Genomic DNA, 18,926 nt, shown 5'->3' on the forward strand with positions numbered 1-18,926 from the left:
AACCAGATACAAAGCAGTACAATTTAAAAGAACTGTAATGTATTAATAACCAATACAGTTCGGATTGTAAGTCAGTGAACCAGAACAAAACCAAAATTGAAATTGTCATTTCAGAGATTGAGCGACAAATAAAAAATCGGTCTTTATTGCCGGGAGCACGCTTGCCTTCTGTTCGTAAGTTAGCAAATAACCTTGGATTTTCTGTATCAACGGTTGTAGAAGCCTATGAAAGATTAATTGCTCTAGGCAAAATCGAATCAAGAACTGGATCTGGTTTTTATATTGTTGGTCCGCTTGCCCCTCTTTCTTTAAGCGAATTAGGCCCTAAATTAGATCGCTCAGTCGACCCATTATGGATTTCACGTCAATCCTTGGAAGCAAAAGCAGATGTTTTTAAGCCCGGTTGCGGTTGGTTACCCGATGACTGGATGCCATTAGACAGTATTCGTAAAGCATTAAGGTCGGCTGCAAGGAGCCCAGATGATTGTTTGATGGGTTATTCAACGCCATTAGGATTACCAGCTCTACGTGACTTACTGGCAAGACGCGCTCAAGCAAAAGGTATCAATGCAAATCTTAATCAAGTGCTTTTAACAGACTCTGGAACTCAAGCAATTGATTTAGTATGCCGATTTTTACTAAAGCCTGATGATGTCGTTCTTATTGATGATCCTTGTTATTTTAACTTTCATGCATTACTTAAAGTTCATCAAGTCAAAGTTATTGGTGTTCCCTACACACCAACAGGTCCTGACTTAGAGGCATTTAAAGAAGCAATTGAGACTTATAATCCACGTCTTTATATCACCAACTCAGGAATTCATAATCCAACTGGTGCAGTACTTTCTCTTTCTACGGCGCATCAATTATTAAAACTTATTGAACAATCAAATTTGATTGTTGTTGAGGATGATATTTTCTCAGACTTTGAATATAGCCCTGCTCCTCGGCTTGCTGCTTTGGATAATCTTTCGCGTGTAATCTTTATTGGGAGTTTTTCTAAAACGTTATCAGCATCTATTCGTTGTGGTTATGTTATTGCTAAACCAGAATGGATTGATCAGCTCACTGACCTGAAAATTGCCACAAGCTTTTCTCACAATGGTGTATCAGCTGAAGTTTTATTAAGTGCTTTAACAGATGGATCTTATCGTAAACATATAGAATTATTAAAGGTCCGATTAGCAAAAGCGATGCACGATACCATTACTCAGTTAGAACCATTGGGTATAAAACCATGGATTAAGCCTCAAGCTGGAATTTTTGTTTGGTGTCATTTGCCAAAGGGAGTTGAAGCTTCAGAAATTGCAAAATATTGTATTAATCATCAGGTTATTCTTGCGCCAGGAAATGCGTTTAGCCAAGCTTCCAATGCTGGTCAATTCATACGCTTTAATGTGACACAGTCAAATCATGACCACATTTATAAGACTCTAGCTGATGCGATTCAACAAGAGTCTTCGTAACTTATAGAGAAGAAAATTAAGCTTGTTTCTGTTTTTGCTGCATATATGCAAAATAACCCGGCCCAGCTGAAACCTGAACTTGTTTTGCATGTAAAGGTTCACGGCAAACCGAACATACCATGACTGGTTCAAATTTATGACCACAAGTTTTATGGCGATATTCTAAAGGTTTACCTAATCCCTGATCCATCCATTTATCTGCCCAATTCGCCATAGACAAAATAATTGGATAAAGTTCAAAACCTTTATCAGTCAATTTATATTCAAAGCGTTCCTGACGATCAAAATAAGGGGCTTTGACTAAAATTTCATATTCAACCAAACGCTTTAAACGATCCGAAAGGACATGACGAGTGACACCTAATGACTTTTGAAAATCGTCAAAACGGCGTATTCCCATAAAAGCATTACGTAATATTAGCATCGTCCATCGATCGCCAATCACTGATAGCATACGAGCAACCGAACAAGGTTGATCACCGATGTCATCCCATTTCATCTTTATGCGTTCCTCGATATTTCCTAGCCTAATGGCCCTATTGTTTATACCCTAAACCACTTACTACGAGTTATGCAAGATTCATTATAAAAATAACTTCTTATCAACTTTATAAAAGAATTTTTATTATAAAAAAATAGAAAGCTATTATATAAATTCATTTAACAAATATAACTCACCCAATTGTATAGTGAGTTATATCTATTATTACTCATCATTAATTTGAGATGAATACGCCCTTCAATATATAACCCGCTTCCAATTTTGCACTTGCCGGAATTCGGACCAGACAATTGGCTTGCATTAAATTACTGAGCATGTGTGATTGCTGTTTTGCCAAACTTTTAACTTTGAGTTGTCCATTGTCAAAATAGGCATGCATTCTTAGAAAACGCTCGCGTGCATCTTCTTTTAAATCGTGATCTAAAATTGCACTAAACCACACTAGGCCAGCGTGGTTTCCCTGCAAAGTGTCAAGCAATGCTTTACCGTAAACCTGCATAGACACATAGACCGCAGCAGGATTACCAGGCAACCCCAGTAAATAACAGTGGTGATCTGATTCAGGCTGAGAATATTCAGCAAAAAAGAGTGGCTTACCCGGCTTTTGTTTTACTTTCCAAAAGATCTGTTCAAAACCAACTTCAAAAGCACATGGCCGAACAAAATCATAGTCTCCAACAGAGACTCCACCTGTGGTTATGATGACATCATGGCTATCTTTTAATTGGTCGAAATATTGTGTGACCTGTGCTGCCTCATCTGCCACATGAATGAGTTCAACATCTAAACCATAATCTTCAAACCAAGCTTTTAGTAACGGGCCATTTGCATCAAAGATTTTACCTTCAGCTAGATCTTCTGCTGTTTCGGCAACTTCATCACCCGTGATCAAAACAGCGACTTTCGGCGCACGATAGACTTCAACGGTTTGCACACCTGCCATACTTAAGGCAGCCAAGCTTCCAATATTTAAAAATTGTCCAACTTGGGCAAGCAACTGCCCGTTCTGGATTTCTTCACCCGTAAAACGGATATCAGCTTTAGGGCGAATATGTTCAGTTAACGAAATTTCTTGTGCTGAAACGACCTCTACTATTTCTTGCCTCGCAACATGTGTTGTGCCTTCAGGAATTTTGCCACCAGTAAATATGCGAATTGCCTGTCCTTCATTCAGAATGTCATGACTTTCGCTTCCGGCGCGAATCTCGCCAGTAACCTGAAACTTTTGATTATTTAAATCTTCTGCATGGCTACAAAGTGCGTAACCATCTACAGCACTTTGAGAGAAACTTGGTAAATTAATTTCTGAATAAATTTCTTTAGCAAGATATCTACTTAGGCTATTTTGAAGAACTTGCTGAATTGAGTCTAATTTTTTAGGTCGGTTACTAATCAGCTCAATTGCTTCATCCACGCTAATCAACCCACGTTCTGCACCACAACCAGTCATTATTCATAGCCTCCCGGATGTGGTAGATCACGGCAAACATCAAAAATATGGACTAAGGCAGGTAAAATAGCAGCCATTGATTCGCTTGCTCCACCACGGCTTCCCGGTAAAGTCACCACTAAAGAGCGATCAATGAAACCAGCTACTCCACGCGACATTGCAGCATATGGCGTGCGTTTTTGCCCAAATGAACGCGCAGCTTCCATTAACCCATCTAGCTTACGTTCAAGAAGTGGCTCTAACGTATCGACCGTAATATCACGCTTACCAATTCCAGTTCCACCAACGGTCATAATGCAAGCATATGATTTGCTCAACTCAAGCACTAAGTTTTTCAAAGTATCCGCTTCATCTGGCAAAATTTGGTAATGAATTGGATCAAATCCTGCCTCGGTTAAAGTTTCAACCACAGATTTTCCGGCAGTATCGGGCTTTCTACCTGCTGCTACGGTGTCTGACAACACAATAACAGCAGCCGAAACAGGCTGACGAAGAACTCGCTTAAAGTGTGATTTGCCACCTTTTTTCTTAAGCAATTTACATTGATCCATCCAGAGTTCTTCTGGTTCACAATGCGGTTTTAACATGTCGTAAATGGTTAACCCTGCAAGACTTGCAGCCGTTAAGGCTTCCATTTCTACGCCAGTTGGACCAATGGTTTCCACCACGGTAATAATCTTTACAAAATCATGTTCTAATTCATATTCAACATCTGCACGATAAATCGGCAGTGGATGACACAAAGGAATCAGCTCATCAGTTCGTTTTGCTGCCAAGATTCCTGCTACACGTGCGGTTTTTAATGCATCCCCTTTTTCGGTATTTCCTTGTCTTAATAATTCAATACAGTGTGGTGGTGCATATAAAATCGCTTGTGCTTCAGCAACACGATAACTTTCCGGCTTCATTCCTACGTTTTTCATTATTTATCCTAGTCTTGCTTATTTCAGTGTGAGTGTTCATGGCCGGCATGATGGTGATGTTTGTGTTCGTGCAGTGCGTCCTTACGAATACAGCAGCCTTCTACATAGTGACTTGTACCATCTGTAAAGAACTCTTCTTTAAACACAGGCACTTCATGCTTTACCCGCTCAACCGCTTCTTCGCATGCTTGAAAAGCTTCACGGCGATGGGCTGCATAAGCAATTGCAATGATTGCTGTTTCGCCCACATCTAAATATCCAATCCGATGAACCACTCGCACATAAGATACCTGATACTTTTTCTCAATTTCCAGTTCAATTTCACGTATCATTTTTTCAGAAAGTGGTTTATACGAGGTATATTTCAATGCTTTAACAGCTTTACCTTCATGATGATTGCGAACCGTACCCATAAAAATATCAATTCCACCGCATTCAGGAAATGATTCAATAGGATCAAAGGTATCAAGGCTTAAAGCCTGCTCTTGTATACGTGCAAAATCTCGCATGGCTCATCCTCCTGCAACTGGTGATAATAAAACCAAAGTACATGGCTGATTTAAGGCAGATTGTCTGGTTATAACGTTATCCTCTATCGCACATGCACATTTTTCCATGGCCTGTGTGCATTCCGGATGTAAAGTCACAATTTGATCTAAGACATCTTTCACTAGAATATTGGTAGGACAAACGATCGAAAGATTTTGGGGAAGCAATTTTTCAATTGCACCGAATGATTCGATTTTAATTTGGATAGATTGCTGCATTTATCCCCCAAGCATATGCATACTGATTTTACGGGTTTGTTGATGTTGTAAGGCATGAAAGCCTTTTGCTTTGTGCCAGATATACGGCATAACTTGATCTTTTAATTGCTGACTATGCAGAACATGATCGGTTGAGTTATGTGCGCGTAATAATGCTTGAAGCTGCGGCTTAATATTTAAACCCTGCGGTGCAAATAGACAGTTATATAGCTCACCTTGTGCCGTTAGTCGTATGCGGTCACATTGGTGGCAAAATGAATGAGTAATGGTCGAAATGATGCCTAGCGCGTAGCTATTGTTAAGTAAATATTGGCGTGCTGGCTCATGTTGCTGCTCAATCACTTGTACTGAATAATGTGGTTGCAACGCTTGTAAAATTTCAGCTTCACTCACCACATCTTTATTTGACCAAAGTGCATCACCATCAAGTGGCATGAATTCAATAAAACGTAGCGGAATATGATTGGCGATAGACCATTTCACCATCGGTAGGATTTGATCGTCATTTTTATCTTTCATTAACACGCAGTTAATTTTAAAAGGTAGCCCTGCATCTTTTGCAGCTTGAATACCCTCAAGAACTGGTTCTAACTTTTTCTTAGTGAGCTCTTTAAATTGAATCGGATCTAGGCTATCTAGACTAATATTTAAATCATCTAGACCAGCATCTTTTAATTGCTGAGCGTATTTTGCAAGATAATGTCCATTGGTGGTCATTGAAATACGCTTTAAACCTAATACTTTTAAAGCTTGTAAATCGCGAACGAAATGAACAATACCTTGACGCATTAATGGTTCACCACCCGTAATACGGATGCTTTCAATACCTTGTTGCACCATAAAACTGCAAAACTGAAAGAGCGCCTCAAAACTAAGCAAATCTTGTTTATTTAGCCATTCAGGATGTTCAGGCATGCAATACACACACTTAAAATTACAGCGATCAGTTACCGAAATTCGTAACTTTCGCTTGATGCGCCCATATTGATCTTGCAAAAGCATTGGCGCAGTTTCAGAGTGATATTGTTTCATCATTTGCACTCATATCGAGAACAGTTCAAATATTGCAAGCACTGATTATGAGCAATTAAACTTTTAAAATTGCGCCTTAGTAGTGCTTTGATCTTTCATTGCAAAATTTGTTCCAATTCTATTTATCATCCATAACTTTTCGGGTTGTAATTGAAATTTCGGCCGTACCGTTTTAGCTCAAACTTTAAAGCTTTACAAAATCGGTGCGGCGTCAACCTGTTATATGCCCTACTTATTTCTAGCACTTTTCTAAGCGGATGGGTACATATTTATGGTACGGCGTTTTAGATAATGGATCACAATGTTCAGCGGAAATTAATTGATTTAATTGTGGTCCAATTGGTTCTCCACCTTGAAACCGCATGCCATAACCATGTGGAAGCGAAACAACTCCTTTTCGCATTCCCTCATCAAAATCTACAGTAACCTGAATTTCTCCATGTTGTGAGATACATTTGATTTGATCACCCATAGCTACATTTAAGGCCTCTGCATCTTCAGGATGAATTCGTAAAGCTCCTTCAGCATCTACTTTTCGCCAAGCTGGATCACGGTAAATTTGATTGGCGTTATAGCTACGTCGCTCACCTGATAAAAGTATGAATGGAAATTCTTCAACATTAACCTGATGATTTTTTAAATTTGCCAGCTCAGCTAACATCTCTGGAATAGCAAGACGTATTTTCTTATCTTTATAAGCAACCAGTTTCCAGATTTCGTCATATTCATGTTGCGATAACACTACGCCTGAACGTTGCTTTAAAATTTGTTCAAATAAACGAACACCTAAAGTTAAAGGGTTACCTTTGTAACCTGCACGGCGCACTGCTTTGGTGTGTAAGACAGCATATTGAATCGATAGTGGCAATAAAAAAGCAACTGAACCAGCTGATTTTTCTAAGTGTTTACCTAAAGTGCGATAGAGAATTGAGGCTGCAAAAGGAATGTATTTTTTATTTCGTGCAAAAGTAAGCCCCAATGCCGATAGGTAAGGTAAATAGGCTGTTTTTTTCGAGTCGACTGAAGCTATTTTTTCTAAAATTGGAAAGCGTTTTGGAATCACCTGCATAGCTTCAAGTAATCGAGTATAAATTTCGGCTTCCGGTAAAGTATTCGTTTGAGCGGTCAAGACAGGATGTCTGAGATGAAAACCATTCTTAGGAAATTCCAAATTAAAACCAGTAAATTCCCATTTTTCAAACTGAGTGTGAGCCGGCAAAATGTAGTCCGCAAGCCTAGCGGTTTCCGTCATGGCAACATCGACCACAACCAATAAATCTAAGGCTTTAAATGCTTCCTCAAAAGCTTGTGTATCAGGATAAGTTAATAACGGATTACAACTATCTACAAACACAGCACGAATTCGCTTTTCCCCTGCTTTTAAAATTTCATCGGGTAAAATATTAGGCGGGAAAAAACCGGAAATCGGGAACATTTTATGGTAAACACTACGTCGATATTTCGGCTTTCTTTCATCTGTATCGCTTAAGATTGGAATAAACATAGTATGTAAATTATTAGTACCTTGTTTTCCAAAGTTCCCTGTCAGTAAGTATAAAAGCTTTTCTAAATAACCATTTAAAGTCGTATTCAAAGTATGTTGAATACCTAAATCAATCCGCACACAGCCTCTTTTTGCTTTAGCAAAGTCTCGAACTACTTGGTAAATCAAATCGACTGGAACATCTGCCTTGACAATATAGTCTTCAATTGGAACTCGACTAAATGCTGTTTTTACGTCTTCAAAACCATGCGTATGCTGCCCAATAAACGCTGCATCATAAAGCTTTTCTTTAATAATGATCGCAATCATGGCTGACATTAAAAAAGCATCTGTCCCCGGTTTTAATTGCACATGGATATCTGCTTGTTTGGCTGTTTCGGTAACACGCGGGTCAAACACCACCATGGTTCGATTCGGATCTTTCTTAATATGTTTTAGGGTATCTCTTGCGTTAGGAATGCCATGGGCCTGAAACGGATTTGTTCCAATGAAAAGTACGTAATCTGCATACTCCACATCTTCTGTGGTATGGCATGCCTGACTACCGAACAAACGCCCATTGAGCCAGAAATCACCCGTTTTTTCTTGAGCAAGAGAGTTATAAGCATAATAACTTTTCATGGCCAGCAAGAGCTGTCGGCCATACACTGCACCGAGATGATTGCCTTGACCACCGCCCCCAACCGAAGCAAAAGCAGTCCCACCAAAATCATCTCTAATCTGCACTAATCGATCAGCAATTTCTTGTATGGCTACATCCCAACTCACTTCTTTAAATGATCCATCGTGCTGAAGTTTTAAAGGTGTAGTCAAACGGTCTGCGTGTTGCTGGTAATGCTGTAATCTGGCAGCTTTTTGACAAATGTAACCTTGAGAAAAAGGATGTTCGGGATCACCTTTAATTTTGACAAACTGGTTATCTTTAATTTCGACACTCAAACCGCAGTTTCTAGAACATAAGATACATGCGGTCACATCTGTTTTACTTTGCTGAGCTGCGTCCATCATTTTTCTGGCTCCGTTTATTTTTATACATCTAGCTAGAATTAAAACAACAGGTTCCAAAATAGAACTTACATATTAGATAGTCAAGAACGCATCATTTTAAATTTGTTTATAACATCACTTTAGTTTGTAAATTGATAGAATCTAATGTTTAACTCGCGGTAAATATCTCTTTAAAAGCATTGATTTGTTTATATTGTTGAAGCTCATCCAAAGAGTTAATGCTATGAAAAAATAAGTTTTGTTTTTGAAATACGGCGACTTGTGCATGTAAAAGCTTAAAGCACTCTTTTAAACTTAATCGTTGTTTGTCAATTTGCTCTCTTATCGTAAGCAAGCTTTCACGCTTTAATAAGCAAAATGGGTATAAAGCATCCCCATTAATTGAAACATAGGCTGCCTGAGCTTGTTTATTTTTGCGAAGTGCGCTGTGTAATTTCGCAACAACTTGCGTAGGTATATACGTCACATCACAGGGAATACACAAAACATAATCTGCTTTTACATGTGACCATGCGCTTTTCATCCCCATAAGTGGGCCAAAAAAACCGGAAGCATCATCTTGAAAACACTTAATATCAGGCACAATACTTTGATAAATCGAATAATCACGATGACTATTTACCCAAATTTCAGATACAGATGACTTTAGTTTTTGATGAATTTTGGATAGTTGCGTATCGCCATCGAATTGCTGCAACAGCTTATTTAAACCATTCATACGGCGGGCTTGTCCACCCGCCAAAATGACCAAATCAGTTACGGGATATCCCTTATTCACACTTCCACCTCTTGTTGGCAAGCTTTAATCAAGCCACGAATCTCAGGTAAACATGAACCACAGTTCCCACCTGCTTTTAAACATGCAGTAACCTGTTTTTCATGGGTAATGTTTTGTGTTTTTATCACGTCGATAATTTTATTCTTACCTACTTTAAAACAACTACACACTAAAGGCCCATCATTATTAGTAGCCGACATTGGCATACCCGCTAGTAAAGCTTTTCGGTGCAAGGCGCTCAAACGTTCTCGTTTAAACAGACTCGCTACCCAATCACGGTTTGGCAATAAATCTGGCGGTGCAATATATAGACTTGCAATTACAATGCCATCTTTCAAAATAACGCTATGGCTCAGTTGTGAAGAGATATCTTCTATGCTTAACCATTCAAAAGTTTCATCGGCAAATGGTAAAAAGCTTTTCAGATTCTTTTGAGTATCGTGAAAAGTTTGGCGGTCTGCAAGTTCATAACGATTGGTTTTCACCATTTTGACTTTGGTCCACCATGCACAGTGATGTAGCGATTCTTGAATATGCGAATCGTATCCTTCACGAATATAGAGCACGCCCTGCCAAGTGGTATAGAACGGCTGAATGATTACAGGCGTATGTTTGAACTCAGGTTCACCTGAAATTGCATCAACTTCTGGATTAACGACTTTACCAATGCGGGCGTCGGATGCAACCTGTTCAGTCCAGTGAATCGGTGCAAAAATTTGCCCACGACGTACCCCCGATGAGAAGGTCACACGTAGTACACAACTGCCCCATTTCGAACGAACTTCTACTAAGCCTTGATCACGTACACCAAATTTCAAGGCATCACTTGGATGAATCTCACAGAATGGTTCAGCGCGGTGACTGGTCAAATTTGGTGACAAACCAGTACGCGTCATGGTGTGCCATTGATCACGAATACGTCCCGTGTTCAAAATGAGCGGATAATCTTCTGAAACTGCATGTACCGGATCAATTGCAACAGTCGGAATCAATTTTGCCTTGGCATTTTTATGACTAAACTGGCCGTTGCCAAACAGTTGTTGAACGGCTTTAGCGTCTTGGTTTTTATCCCATACTGGCCATTGAATTGGTTGTAGAGCGTCGTACTCCACAGCGCTCAGATTCATTAAGCCTTTTAAGTTAAAATAACGGAAATTATTACTTTGTTCACGAGCATCTATGTCTGTATTGTCTTGTGCAGATAACGCTGCATGCTCATTAAAGATGTCACTTGCATTCGCAAAGTCAAAACCTTTAAAGCCCAATTTTTTCGCGACTTGGCTAACAGACCACCAATCTGCTTTTGCTTCACCCGGCGCAGGTAAAAATGCGCGCTGACGTGAAATACGACGCTCAGAATTGGTCACTGTGCCATCTTTTTCGCCCCAACCTAAAGCTGGAAGCAATATATCGGCGTAAGCCGTAGTATCGGTATCGGCACAGATATCTGACACGACGACCAATTCACATTTCTCTAATGCACGTTTCACCTGATCGGCATCTGGCAAACTCACCACTGGATTAGTTGCCATAATCCAGATCGCTTTAATTTTTCCGGCTTCAACCGCATTAAATAAATCAACTGCTTTCAAACCAGCTTGAGTTGCAATAAATGGGCTATCCCAAAAGGTTTGCACTACTTTTTGATGTAATGGGTTATCTAAGTCCATGTGTGCCGCTAGCATATTGGCTAAGCCACCCACTTCTCGACCACCCATCGCATTGGGCTGACCTGTCATCGAAAATGGTGCAGCACCAAGCTTACCAATTTTGCCTGTTAGTAAATGACAATTAATAATACTGTTGGCCTTATTTACGCCCTGACTTGATTGATTCACACCCATTGAAAATAGGGTAATTACTTTTTCAGTTTGAGCGAATTTTTCAAAAAACTGCTGTAATTTATCGAGTGCAATTCCCGTACGCTTTGCCACATATTCAATATCGGCTTCTGGCTGACTGCTTGCCAAAACTCCTTGCAAACCTTCGGTATAAGCATCAACAAAAGCCTGATCGGCATGACTATTTTGATATAGATATTGGAATAGACCGTTGAACAATGCGACATCTTGGCCCGGTAAAATCGGTAAATGTAAATCCGCTTGTTCACAGGTACTGGTAAAACGTGGGTCAATTACCACCACAAACATATCTGGATTTTGGCTTTTAGCCTGCATAATCCGCTGATACAGCACAGGATGGCACCATGCGGTATTAGAACCGACCAATACCACCATATCTGCATGTTCAAAATCTTCATAACTTGCAGGCACAATATCTTCACCGAAACTACGTTTGTGACCAGCCACCGCAGATGACATGCAAAGGCGTGAGTTGGTATCGATATTTGCAGTGCCTAAATAGCCTTTTACAAACTTATTCACCACATAATAGTCTTCAGTCAAAAGCTGACCTGAAACATAAAATGCAATGCTGTCACGACCATATTGATCGATACAAGATTGGAATTTATCAGCAATTTTATTGATTGCCGCATCCCATGTCGTTACCACCCGATCAGCTTTGCGCCCCATCATTGGTTGTAAAACACGTGTTTCTAACCCTAAAGTATCCGCAAGTCGGCTACCTTTAATACATAAGCGCCCAAAGTTGGAAGGATGCTCAGCATCCCCCTCAACTTGCACCACAGGTCCTTGAGGTTTTTGTTGGACGTTTACGCTAACACCACAACCTACACCACAATATGGACATGTTGTTTTAGTGTTTTTTGCAACATGATCGGAGCTATCGACTTCAACGCTTGGAATACTATTCATAACTGCTCCTTTCCCTATTTAGCCTGCATTTTTTAATGCAAAATCTCGACCAAATAGCAGTTTATTTCTAAATGAAGAAACAGGTGTTTGGTCTGCAATTAATTCTGCATACCACATGCCATCTTCAGTATCACCAAACAGTACTGCACCGATTACCCGATCGCTTTGAATGATAATACGCTTATAAATCTGGCGTTTTTCATCGTTCAGGATAATGTCTTCATAATCATCTTTCGGCTCAAAATTGCCAGCAGAGAATACATCGACACCACTGACTTTTAACTGAGTCGGCACAGTTGGTGCTTTAAAAGTTAAACTGCCGTGCTCTGCTAAATGGGTCGCGCAAATAAAAGCTTGCCCCCATAGTGGCTCAACCAAACCAAAAGTTTGACCACGGTGTTCAATACACTCACCCACCGCGTAAATACTTGGGTCAAATGTTTGCATGGTGTCATTCACTAATACACCACGATTGCAACGTAATCCTGCACTTTGGGCCAAAGCAATATTTGGACGAATGCCCACTGCAAATACCACAAGGTCAGCATCTAAGACCGTGCCATCTTTCAAACGGATTTGTTTGACATGACCATTTTCATCACCAATTAACGCCTCTGTATTGGCTTCGGTAATGATTTGAATGCCTTTTTGCTCAATACTATGACGAAGTAACTGACTTGCACGCCCATCAAGTTGACGTTCCATAATACGGTCCATCAAATGCAAGACTGTGACATTCATACCGCGTTGTTTTAAACCATACGCCGCTTCTAAACCGAGTAAACCGCCACCAATCACCACTGCATTGGTTTTTGAACCGCAGTATTCAATCATGGTGTTGACATCATAAATATCGCGGAAAGTTAACACACCCTTTAAGTCGACACCCTGAACTGGTGGAATAAATGGTGCCGAGCCTGTTGCCAGAATCAAACGATCATAATCAACTGTCTGACCTTTTTCGGTGTAAACCACTTTACGCGGACGATCAATTTTTACGGCTTTATCACCGGCAATAAATTTTATACCTTTATCGTCGTACCACTTCGGTGGATGCAACATAATGTCTTCAATGGTTTTTTCACCCGATAAAACCGGAGACAACATAATACGGTTATAGTTCCCCCATGGTTCTTCACCAATCACCGTAACTTCATAACGATCTGGCGCCATATCAAGTAAATCTTCCAGACAACGCATCCCTGCCAAACCATTCCCGATCAGCACCAGTTTAAGTTTGTCTTGTGATACACCTGTATTGGTAATATAAGTTTTTTGCGGCACCGCGTTGACCCAGACACGGCCATCAACAATTTTGCTCGGATAAACTGCCAATTTTTGGTCTTTATCTTCTAAACAACGGCCCGTAGCTAAACTGAAATGTTGTTTATAGATTGGAGATGCAACGACGCGTTCGCCTTGTAAATCACCAATAATCCCACGGCTCATCACATTCGCTTGGCTAAACGGATCTTTATTACTCAGCACGTAAACACGTTTTTCATGCCCTACACGGAAGATTGCAACCGCTTGACCGCCCACTAGCGCTCCTGCACCAGTGTTTGGGGTTAAATCATCGAGTGCACAAACGTCAATCCATTGATCATCAGGAAGCATATTTTTGTCTTGTACAATATTCATATAAGTTCTCCTTTATGCTTCAACCATTGGAATGCGGTCTTCTGAACGTTCAGCTTCGGTTAATGGACGGATTTGACCACGTTCAGTTGTAAATTGAATGTGTGGATCGGCCTGTTCATTTGCTCCTGCATTGATATACGTTTGGAAGCGTTTACGAACTTCAGGATTTTCCACCGCAGTACGCCATTCGTCTTGATATGTGCCAATGATGTGTTCCATACGGCGTTCAAGCTCGGCAGCCAAACCAAGTGAATCATCCACAACTACAGATTTAAGGTAATCTAGGCCACCTTCCATGTTGTCGCGCCATACACTGGTACGTTGTAAACGGTCTGCTGTTTGGATGTAGAACATATAGAAACGGTCGATGTAACGGATGAGCGTTGCTTTATCAAGGTCAGATGCAAGTAATTCAGCATGACGTGGTTTCATACCACCGTTACCACAGACATAAAGGTTCCACCCTTTTTCGGTCGCGATAATACCAACGTCTTTACCTTGTGCTTCTGCGCACTCACGAGTACAGCCAGACACTGCCATTTTTAATTTATGCGGTGAACGTAAACCTTTGTAGCGGTTTTCAAGTTCAATCGCTAAACCAACGGAGTTGTCTACCCCGTAACGGCACCATGTACTACCCACACAAGATTTCACGGTACGCAATGATTTACCGTAAGCATGACCAGACTCGAAACCAGCAGCATTTAACTCTTCCCAAATGAATGGAAGCTCGTGAACTTGCGCACCGAACATGTCAACACGTTGACCGCCAGTAATTTTGGTGTACAAGTTATATTTCTTCGCAATTTGACCAATCGCGATTAAACCATCTGGAGTCACTTCACCACCAGCCATACGCGGTACAACCGAGTAAGAACCGTCTTTTTGGATGTTACCCAAATAGTAGTCATTACTGTCTTGTAAGCCTGCATGACTTGGCTCAAGTACGAAATCGTTCCAGCAAGATGCCAAAATATTTGCGGCAGCAGGTTTACAGATATCGCACCCTAGACCATGACCATGTTGATGAATCAAATCATCGAATGTCTTAATTTCATTGACACGAACCAAGTGATACAACTCTTGACGCGAGTACGGGAAGTGTTCGCAAATGTGGTTATTTACAGTCACACCTTGACGTTGCAACTCTGACTTCAACACTTGTGTCACTAATGGTGCACAGCCACCACATGCTGTTGCTGCTTTGGTGCATTTCTTTAATGCACCTAAAGAGGTCGAACCATCGCTAATTGCTTGGCAGATGTCTGCTTTTGAGACGTTGTTACACGAACAAATGGTCGCGCTGTCTGGAAGCAAATCTACACCGCTACCACCAGACTTACCTGCTGATTGTTCAAAGCCCGGCATAATCAAGCTTTCAGGTACTTCCGGTAAAGCCAGACCGTTTAACATCATTTGTAAAAGGTCGTTGTACTCTTTCGCATCGCCCACCAAAACCGCGCCCAGCAATTTGGTTTTATCTGCATTTACAACAATCTTTTTATAAACCAGTGCATGCTCATCTGCATAGAAATAGCTTAATGCACCCGGAGTCATGGCATGTGCATCACCTACAGAGGCAACGTCCACACCCATCAACTTCAACTTGGTGCTCATGTCTGCACCGGCGAAGCAATGACACTCTTCATCTAAAATGTGTTTTGCTGCAATACGTGCCATGTCATAGCCCGGTGCAACCAAACCGTAAATCTTGTTTTGCCAAAGCGCACATTCACCAATGGCATAAATGTTTTGATCTGAAGTTTGGCAGTAATCATTAATCACAATACCGCCACGCTCACCAATCGCGAGTCCACTATTACGTGCAAGCTCATCACGCGGACGAATCCCCGCAGAGAATAAAATGACATCGGCTTCAAGCTCGCTACCATCTGCAAATTTCATTACATGTGTAGTGCTGTTGCCACATTCGATAGATTGTGTCGCTTTTTGTGTATGAACTTTTACACCAAGGTCTTCAATTTTACGGCGTAAAACTTTACCGCCCAAGTCATCAATTTGAACTGCCATTAAACGTGGTGCAAATTCAACAACATGTGTTTCTAAATCTAAATCACGTAAAGCTTTTGCAGCTTCAAGTCCAAGTAAACCACCACCAATGACTACGCCTGTTTTTGCCTTAAGACTCGCTGCACGAATCGCGTCTAAGTCTTCAATCGTACGGTAAACAAAGCAGTTTTCACGGTCATTACCCGGAATTGGTGGAACGAATGCATACGAACCAGTTGCCAACACCAATTTGTCATAGCTGATGACATCACCATGATTGGTTGTGACTGTTTGTGCAGCTGTATCAATTGCAGTTGCTTTTGTATTTAGGCGTAAGTCAATGCCATGAGCATCAGCAAAGTCAAAACGTGCTAAAGATAAATCTTTTGCTGATTTCCCAGAGAAATATTCTGTCAAATGTACACGGTCATAGGCGATACGAGGTTCTTCCGCGAGAATCGTGATTTCCAGTTCATCATCTGCTTTTTCTAAAATGGCTTCGATGAATTTGTGGCCCACCATACCATGACCAATCATTACCAATTTCATAGTGTTTCTCCTCAAATCACGTTGCTTTTAAGCTGCGTTATTGCGTTCTCAAATAGACGTTGTTTTTTTGCCTTGTGTTCTACCGAGAAGCGAATCAATCTCACAAAGCATGTAGCTGCTTGGAATCCATTTTTCCCACTCGTTAATGACACCCAGTGCACAGCAAAGTCATAAAAAGAAATAAAAAAAGCGAGCCCCCTCATAGAGAAGGCTCGCATCGCTGGAACTGAAAAATTAGATAATTCAGATGTAACTTTTTTATGCAATAAAAATAAAGACATGGCCTTCACTCCGACTGAACGTAAATTCTTTGTGTGCACAGTTGCACTCACAAATTCGATCAGAACGGACATCGTTGGCCGTCTTTAAAACTTATGGTCGTCTTCGACCTGTAATTAAGTAAGCATTTTGCATGCCAATTCTTATATAAATTTAATTTAAAAATTTTTTATTTTTAATTTCAAATAGATATAATTTCGCCAGCTATCTTATAAAAATAATGTCTTATTCTATTTGCCCCATCGCTGTACACTTAAATAGTTGAAATAAAAATATGTCTTGCCACAAAATGAATCGTATTTTTGCACCAAGACTGACCACATTCATTCTTTAGCTTGCTGAAATGCCACTTAAACTGGATTTTTTGTTTAGTTTTGGATGGCACTAATCTTGCTTAAAACCTGATAACAAAAAACGCGTCGAATTGGCGCATTTTCTTAGCCTGATTTTCTGAACTTATGCCAAAACTCAAAATAGCCCTTATTGATGATGATCATGCGCGAGCAGACTATATAAGAAAAAGTCTGCTTGAAAATGATTTTGAAGTGGTCGCTTGCCTTACTTTGGACCATTTAAATATTTTTCGTCTCGAGCATTTACAAGCCGATGTGATCTTGCTCGATATGGATCATCCTCATCGTGACATTATTGAAAGTTGTGTGAGTAGCTATGACCTACCGACTGTCTTGTTCACTAAAAATTCAGATAAAGACACCATCAAACAAGCCATTGATGCAGGAGTAACGGCTTATATCGTAGATGGCATAGACCCTGCCCGTTTACATACCATTTTAGAAATCTCGATTGAGCAATATAAAAAGCACAAAAAACTCGAAGGTGATTTAAAAGAGGCTCAAACCAAACTGGCTGACCGTAAAGATGTTGAAAAGGCCAAAGTGTTACTCATGCAACTCCACGGGCTGCCTGAAGATACAGCTTTCCAACTTCTCAGAAAAAATGCCATGAGTCACCGTATAACGATTGGAGAAATGGCACGGCGGTTACTTGATGCCCAAAAATTACTCAACAATCAACTAAAGGATGAATAAATGAGCACATTAGAAAAGACTCAATTACAACTCGGCTATATTCCTTTGCTTGATTGTCTTGCATTGCTTTGGGCAAAACAAAGAGGCTTCTTTGAAGAGGTGGGTTTAGATGTCACTTTAGTTAAAGAAGCATCTTGGGCAAGTCTTCGAGACCGTCTTGCTTTTGGTCTATTAGATGCAGCGCATTGCTTATCTGCAATGTTACCTGCAGCGGCTGTAGGCACAGATCAAATTGGCACGCCACTGCAAACATCACTCGTTTTAAGTGAAAACCGTGCTTTCATTAGCTTAAGCCAAAAACTTACTCATCAACTTACAATTCAAAAAAATGATACGGCCCAAGTAACAGCCCAAAAAGTGGCAGATTATCTCGAACAAGGTCACTCCATTTCTTTAGCGCATGTATTTAAGCATTCTATTCACCATTATTGTTTAAGAGAGTGGCTCGCTTTAGCAAACCCTGAACTTGCTCAATCTATCCAGCTCAAAACATTACCGCCACCTTATATGGTTGAAGCATTAGACAAACATGTGATTGATGGTTTTTGCGTCGGAGAACCTTGGAATACTCAAGGCGAACTTCTGGGATTAAGTAAAATGATTTGCTCAAGTCAAAACATTATTTCACCTGTGGCTGACAAGGTTCTAGCCGTAACTCAAGAATGGGCTGAACAGCATCCACAAACACTGGTTGCACTCACCACGGCAATTATGAAAGCCCAACAAGAATTGAGTGAGTTAGACGATTTTGCTCCAATTTTAAAATTATTAGTCGAGTTTGGAATTGTGCGCTTCCATTGTTCAGAAGAAGTACATGTCGACAAATACTATATGATTCAGGATATTGTCCGTCATTTAGTAAAAGAAAGTGCACTTCCAAAAGTTGAAGACTTTTATTGGCTGCTCGAGCAAATGCAAAAATGGGATGAACTTCAACTCGACCAAGCACAAATCACAAGCTTGGGTGCTCAATGCATTAATCTCGAGGCTTATGAACAAGCTAAACAACGCTATCGTTCATAACTTTTCTACTCATCAAATCGCCATAAAAAAAGCTGTCTTTTATGACAAAGACAGCTTGAAAGACCCATAAGACAAAATGCGAAACACGCATTACTATATTTTCTAGGCTCAACTGATCCATTGAAAATATAACGCTTATGGAAATGATCATATCTATCTAAACGTATC

Annotated in this window: 15 protein-coding genes and 1 pseudogene; 3 read left to right on the plus strand and 13 right to left on the minus strand. The window is 40.4% G+C overall.

Annotated elements, in window-relative coordinates:
* Window positions 1–74: 74 nt before the first annotated feature.
* Window positions 75–1,466, plus strand: a complete 1,392-nt coding sequence (locus RMA94_RS15465) for a PLP-dependent aminotransferase family protein (RefSeq protein ID WP_311083705.1) — start codon at window positions 75–77, stop codon at window positions 1,464–1,466.
* Window positions 1,467–1,482: 16 nt separating this feature from the next.
* On the opposite strand, the gene RMA94_RS15470 is transcribed toward RMA94_RS15465, so the two are convergent.
* From RMA94_RS15470 to RMA94_RS15525, 12 genes are all read right to left on the minus strand, one after another.
* Complete coding sequence (locus RMA94_RS15470; RefSeq protein ID WP_005068860.1) at window positions 1,483–1,965, minus strand: helix-turn-helix domain-containing protein; 483 nt, start codon at window positions 1,963–1,965, stop codon at window positions 1,483–1,485.
* 217 nt (window positions 1,966–2,182) lie between these two features.
* Entirely contained in the window at window positions 2,183–3,418 is a 1,236-nt protein-coding gene (locus tag RMA94_RS15475; RefSeq protein ID WP_130172481.1) for a molybdopterin molybdotransferase MoeA, read from the minus strand.
* Entirely contained in the window at window positions 3,418–4,341 is a 924-nt protein-coding gene (gene moaCB, locus RMA94_RS15480) for a bifunctional molybdenum cofactor biosynthesis protein MoaC/MoaB (RefSeq protein WP_000799986.1), read from the minus strand. The genes RMA94_RS15475 and moaCB overlap by 1 nt, the downstream gene beginning before the upstream one ends.
* Before the next feature lie 23 nt (window positions 4,342–4,364).
* A complete protein-coding gene (locus RMA94_RS15485) occupies window positions 4,365–4,850 on the minus strand; it encodes a molybdenum cofactor biosynthesis protein MoaE (protein WP_032006877.1) in 486 nt (161 codons plus the stop codon).
* A gap of 3 nt (window positions 4,851–4,853) precedes the next feature.
* Window positions 4,854–5,108, minus strand: a complete 255-nt coding sequence (locus RMA94_RS15490) for a MoaD/ThiS family protein (RefSeq protein ID WP_032006875.1) — start codon at window positions 5,106–5,108, stop codon at window positions 4,854–4,856.
* A complete protein-coding gene (moaA, locus tag RMA94_RS15495; RefSeq protein WP_311083706.1) occupies window positions 5,109–6,149 on the minus strand; it encodes a GTP 3',8-cyclase MoaA in 1,041 nt (346 codons plus the stop codon).
* Between the two features lie 229 nt (window positions 6,150–6,378).
* Entirely contained in the window at window positions 6,379–8,652 is a 2,274-nt protein-coding gene (locus RMA94_RS15500) for a molybdopterin-dependent oxidoreductase (protein ID WP_311083707.1), read from the minus strand.
* Window positions 8,653–8,800: 148 nt separating this feature from the next.
* A complete protein-coding gene (locus RMA94_RS15505) occupies window positions 8,801–9,430 on the minus strand; it encodes a molybdenum cofactor guanylyltransferase (protein WP_311083708.1) in 630 nt (209 codons plus the stop codon).
* Window positions 9,427–12,207: a molybdopterin-dependent oxidoreductase gene (locus RMA94_RS15510; RefSeq protein ID WP_311083709.1), complete on the minus strand. Its 2,781-nt coding sequence runs from the start codon at window positions 12,205–12,207 to the stop codon at window positions 9,427–9,429. Before RMA94_RS15510 ends, RMA94_RS15505 begins: the two co-directional genes overlap by 4 nt.
* 18 nt (window positions 12,208–12,225) lie before the next feature.
* Window positions 12,226–13,848, minus strand: a complete 1,623-nt coding sequence (nirD, locus tag RMA94_RS15515; protein ID WP_005068836.1) for a nitrite reductase small subunit NirD — start codon at window positions 13,846–13,848, stop codon at window positions 12,226–12,228.
* A gap of 12 nt (window positions 13,849–13,860) precedes the next feature.
* On the minus strand, window positions 13,861–16,407 hold the full coding sequence (gene nirB, locus RMA94_RS15520; protein ID WP_311083710.1) for a nitrite reductase large subunit NirB: 2,547 nt from the start codon (window positions 16,405–16,407) through the stop codon (window positions 13,861–13,863).
* Between the two features lie 11 nt (window positions 16,408–16,418).
* Window positions 16,419–16,688, minus strand: coding sequence for a hypothetical protein (locus RMA94_RS15525; protein WP_306308256.1), 270 nt, complete (start codon window positions 16,686–16,688; stop codon window positions 16,419–16,421).
* 456 nt (window positions 16,689–17,144) lie between these two features.
* Between RMA94_RS15525 and RMA94_RS15530 the strand changes: the two genes are divergently transcribed.
* Window positions 17,145–17,735, plus strand: a complete 591-nt coding sequence (locus RMA94_RS15530) for an ANTAR domain-containing response regulator (protein WP_002115726.1) — start codon at window positions 17,145–17,147, stop codon at window positions 17,733–17,735.
* The gene (locus RMA94_RS15535; RefSeq protein ID WP_311083711.1) at window positions 17,736–18,758 is read left to right on the plus strand and encodes an ABC transporter substrate-binding protein; all 1,023 of its coding nucleotides are present in this window, start codon (window positions 17,736–17,738) and stop codon (window positions 18,756–18,758) included.
* Window positions 18,759–18,763: 5 nt separating this feature from the next.
* Here RMA94_RS15535 and RMA94_RS15540 read toward each other — a convergent pair.
* A pseudogene (locus tag RMA94_RS15540) lies at window positions 18,764–18,879 on the minus strand (hypothetical protein).
* Between the last annotated feature and the right edge of the window lie 47 nt (window positions 18,880–18,926).

The sequence above is a fragment of the Acinetobacter sp. V115_6 genome, from assembly GCF_031799025.1.
GTDB classification, from domain to species: Bacteria; Pseudomonadota; Gammaproteobacteria; order Pseudomonadales; family Moraxellaceae; genus Acinetobacter; species Acinetobacter pittii.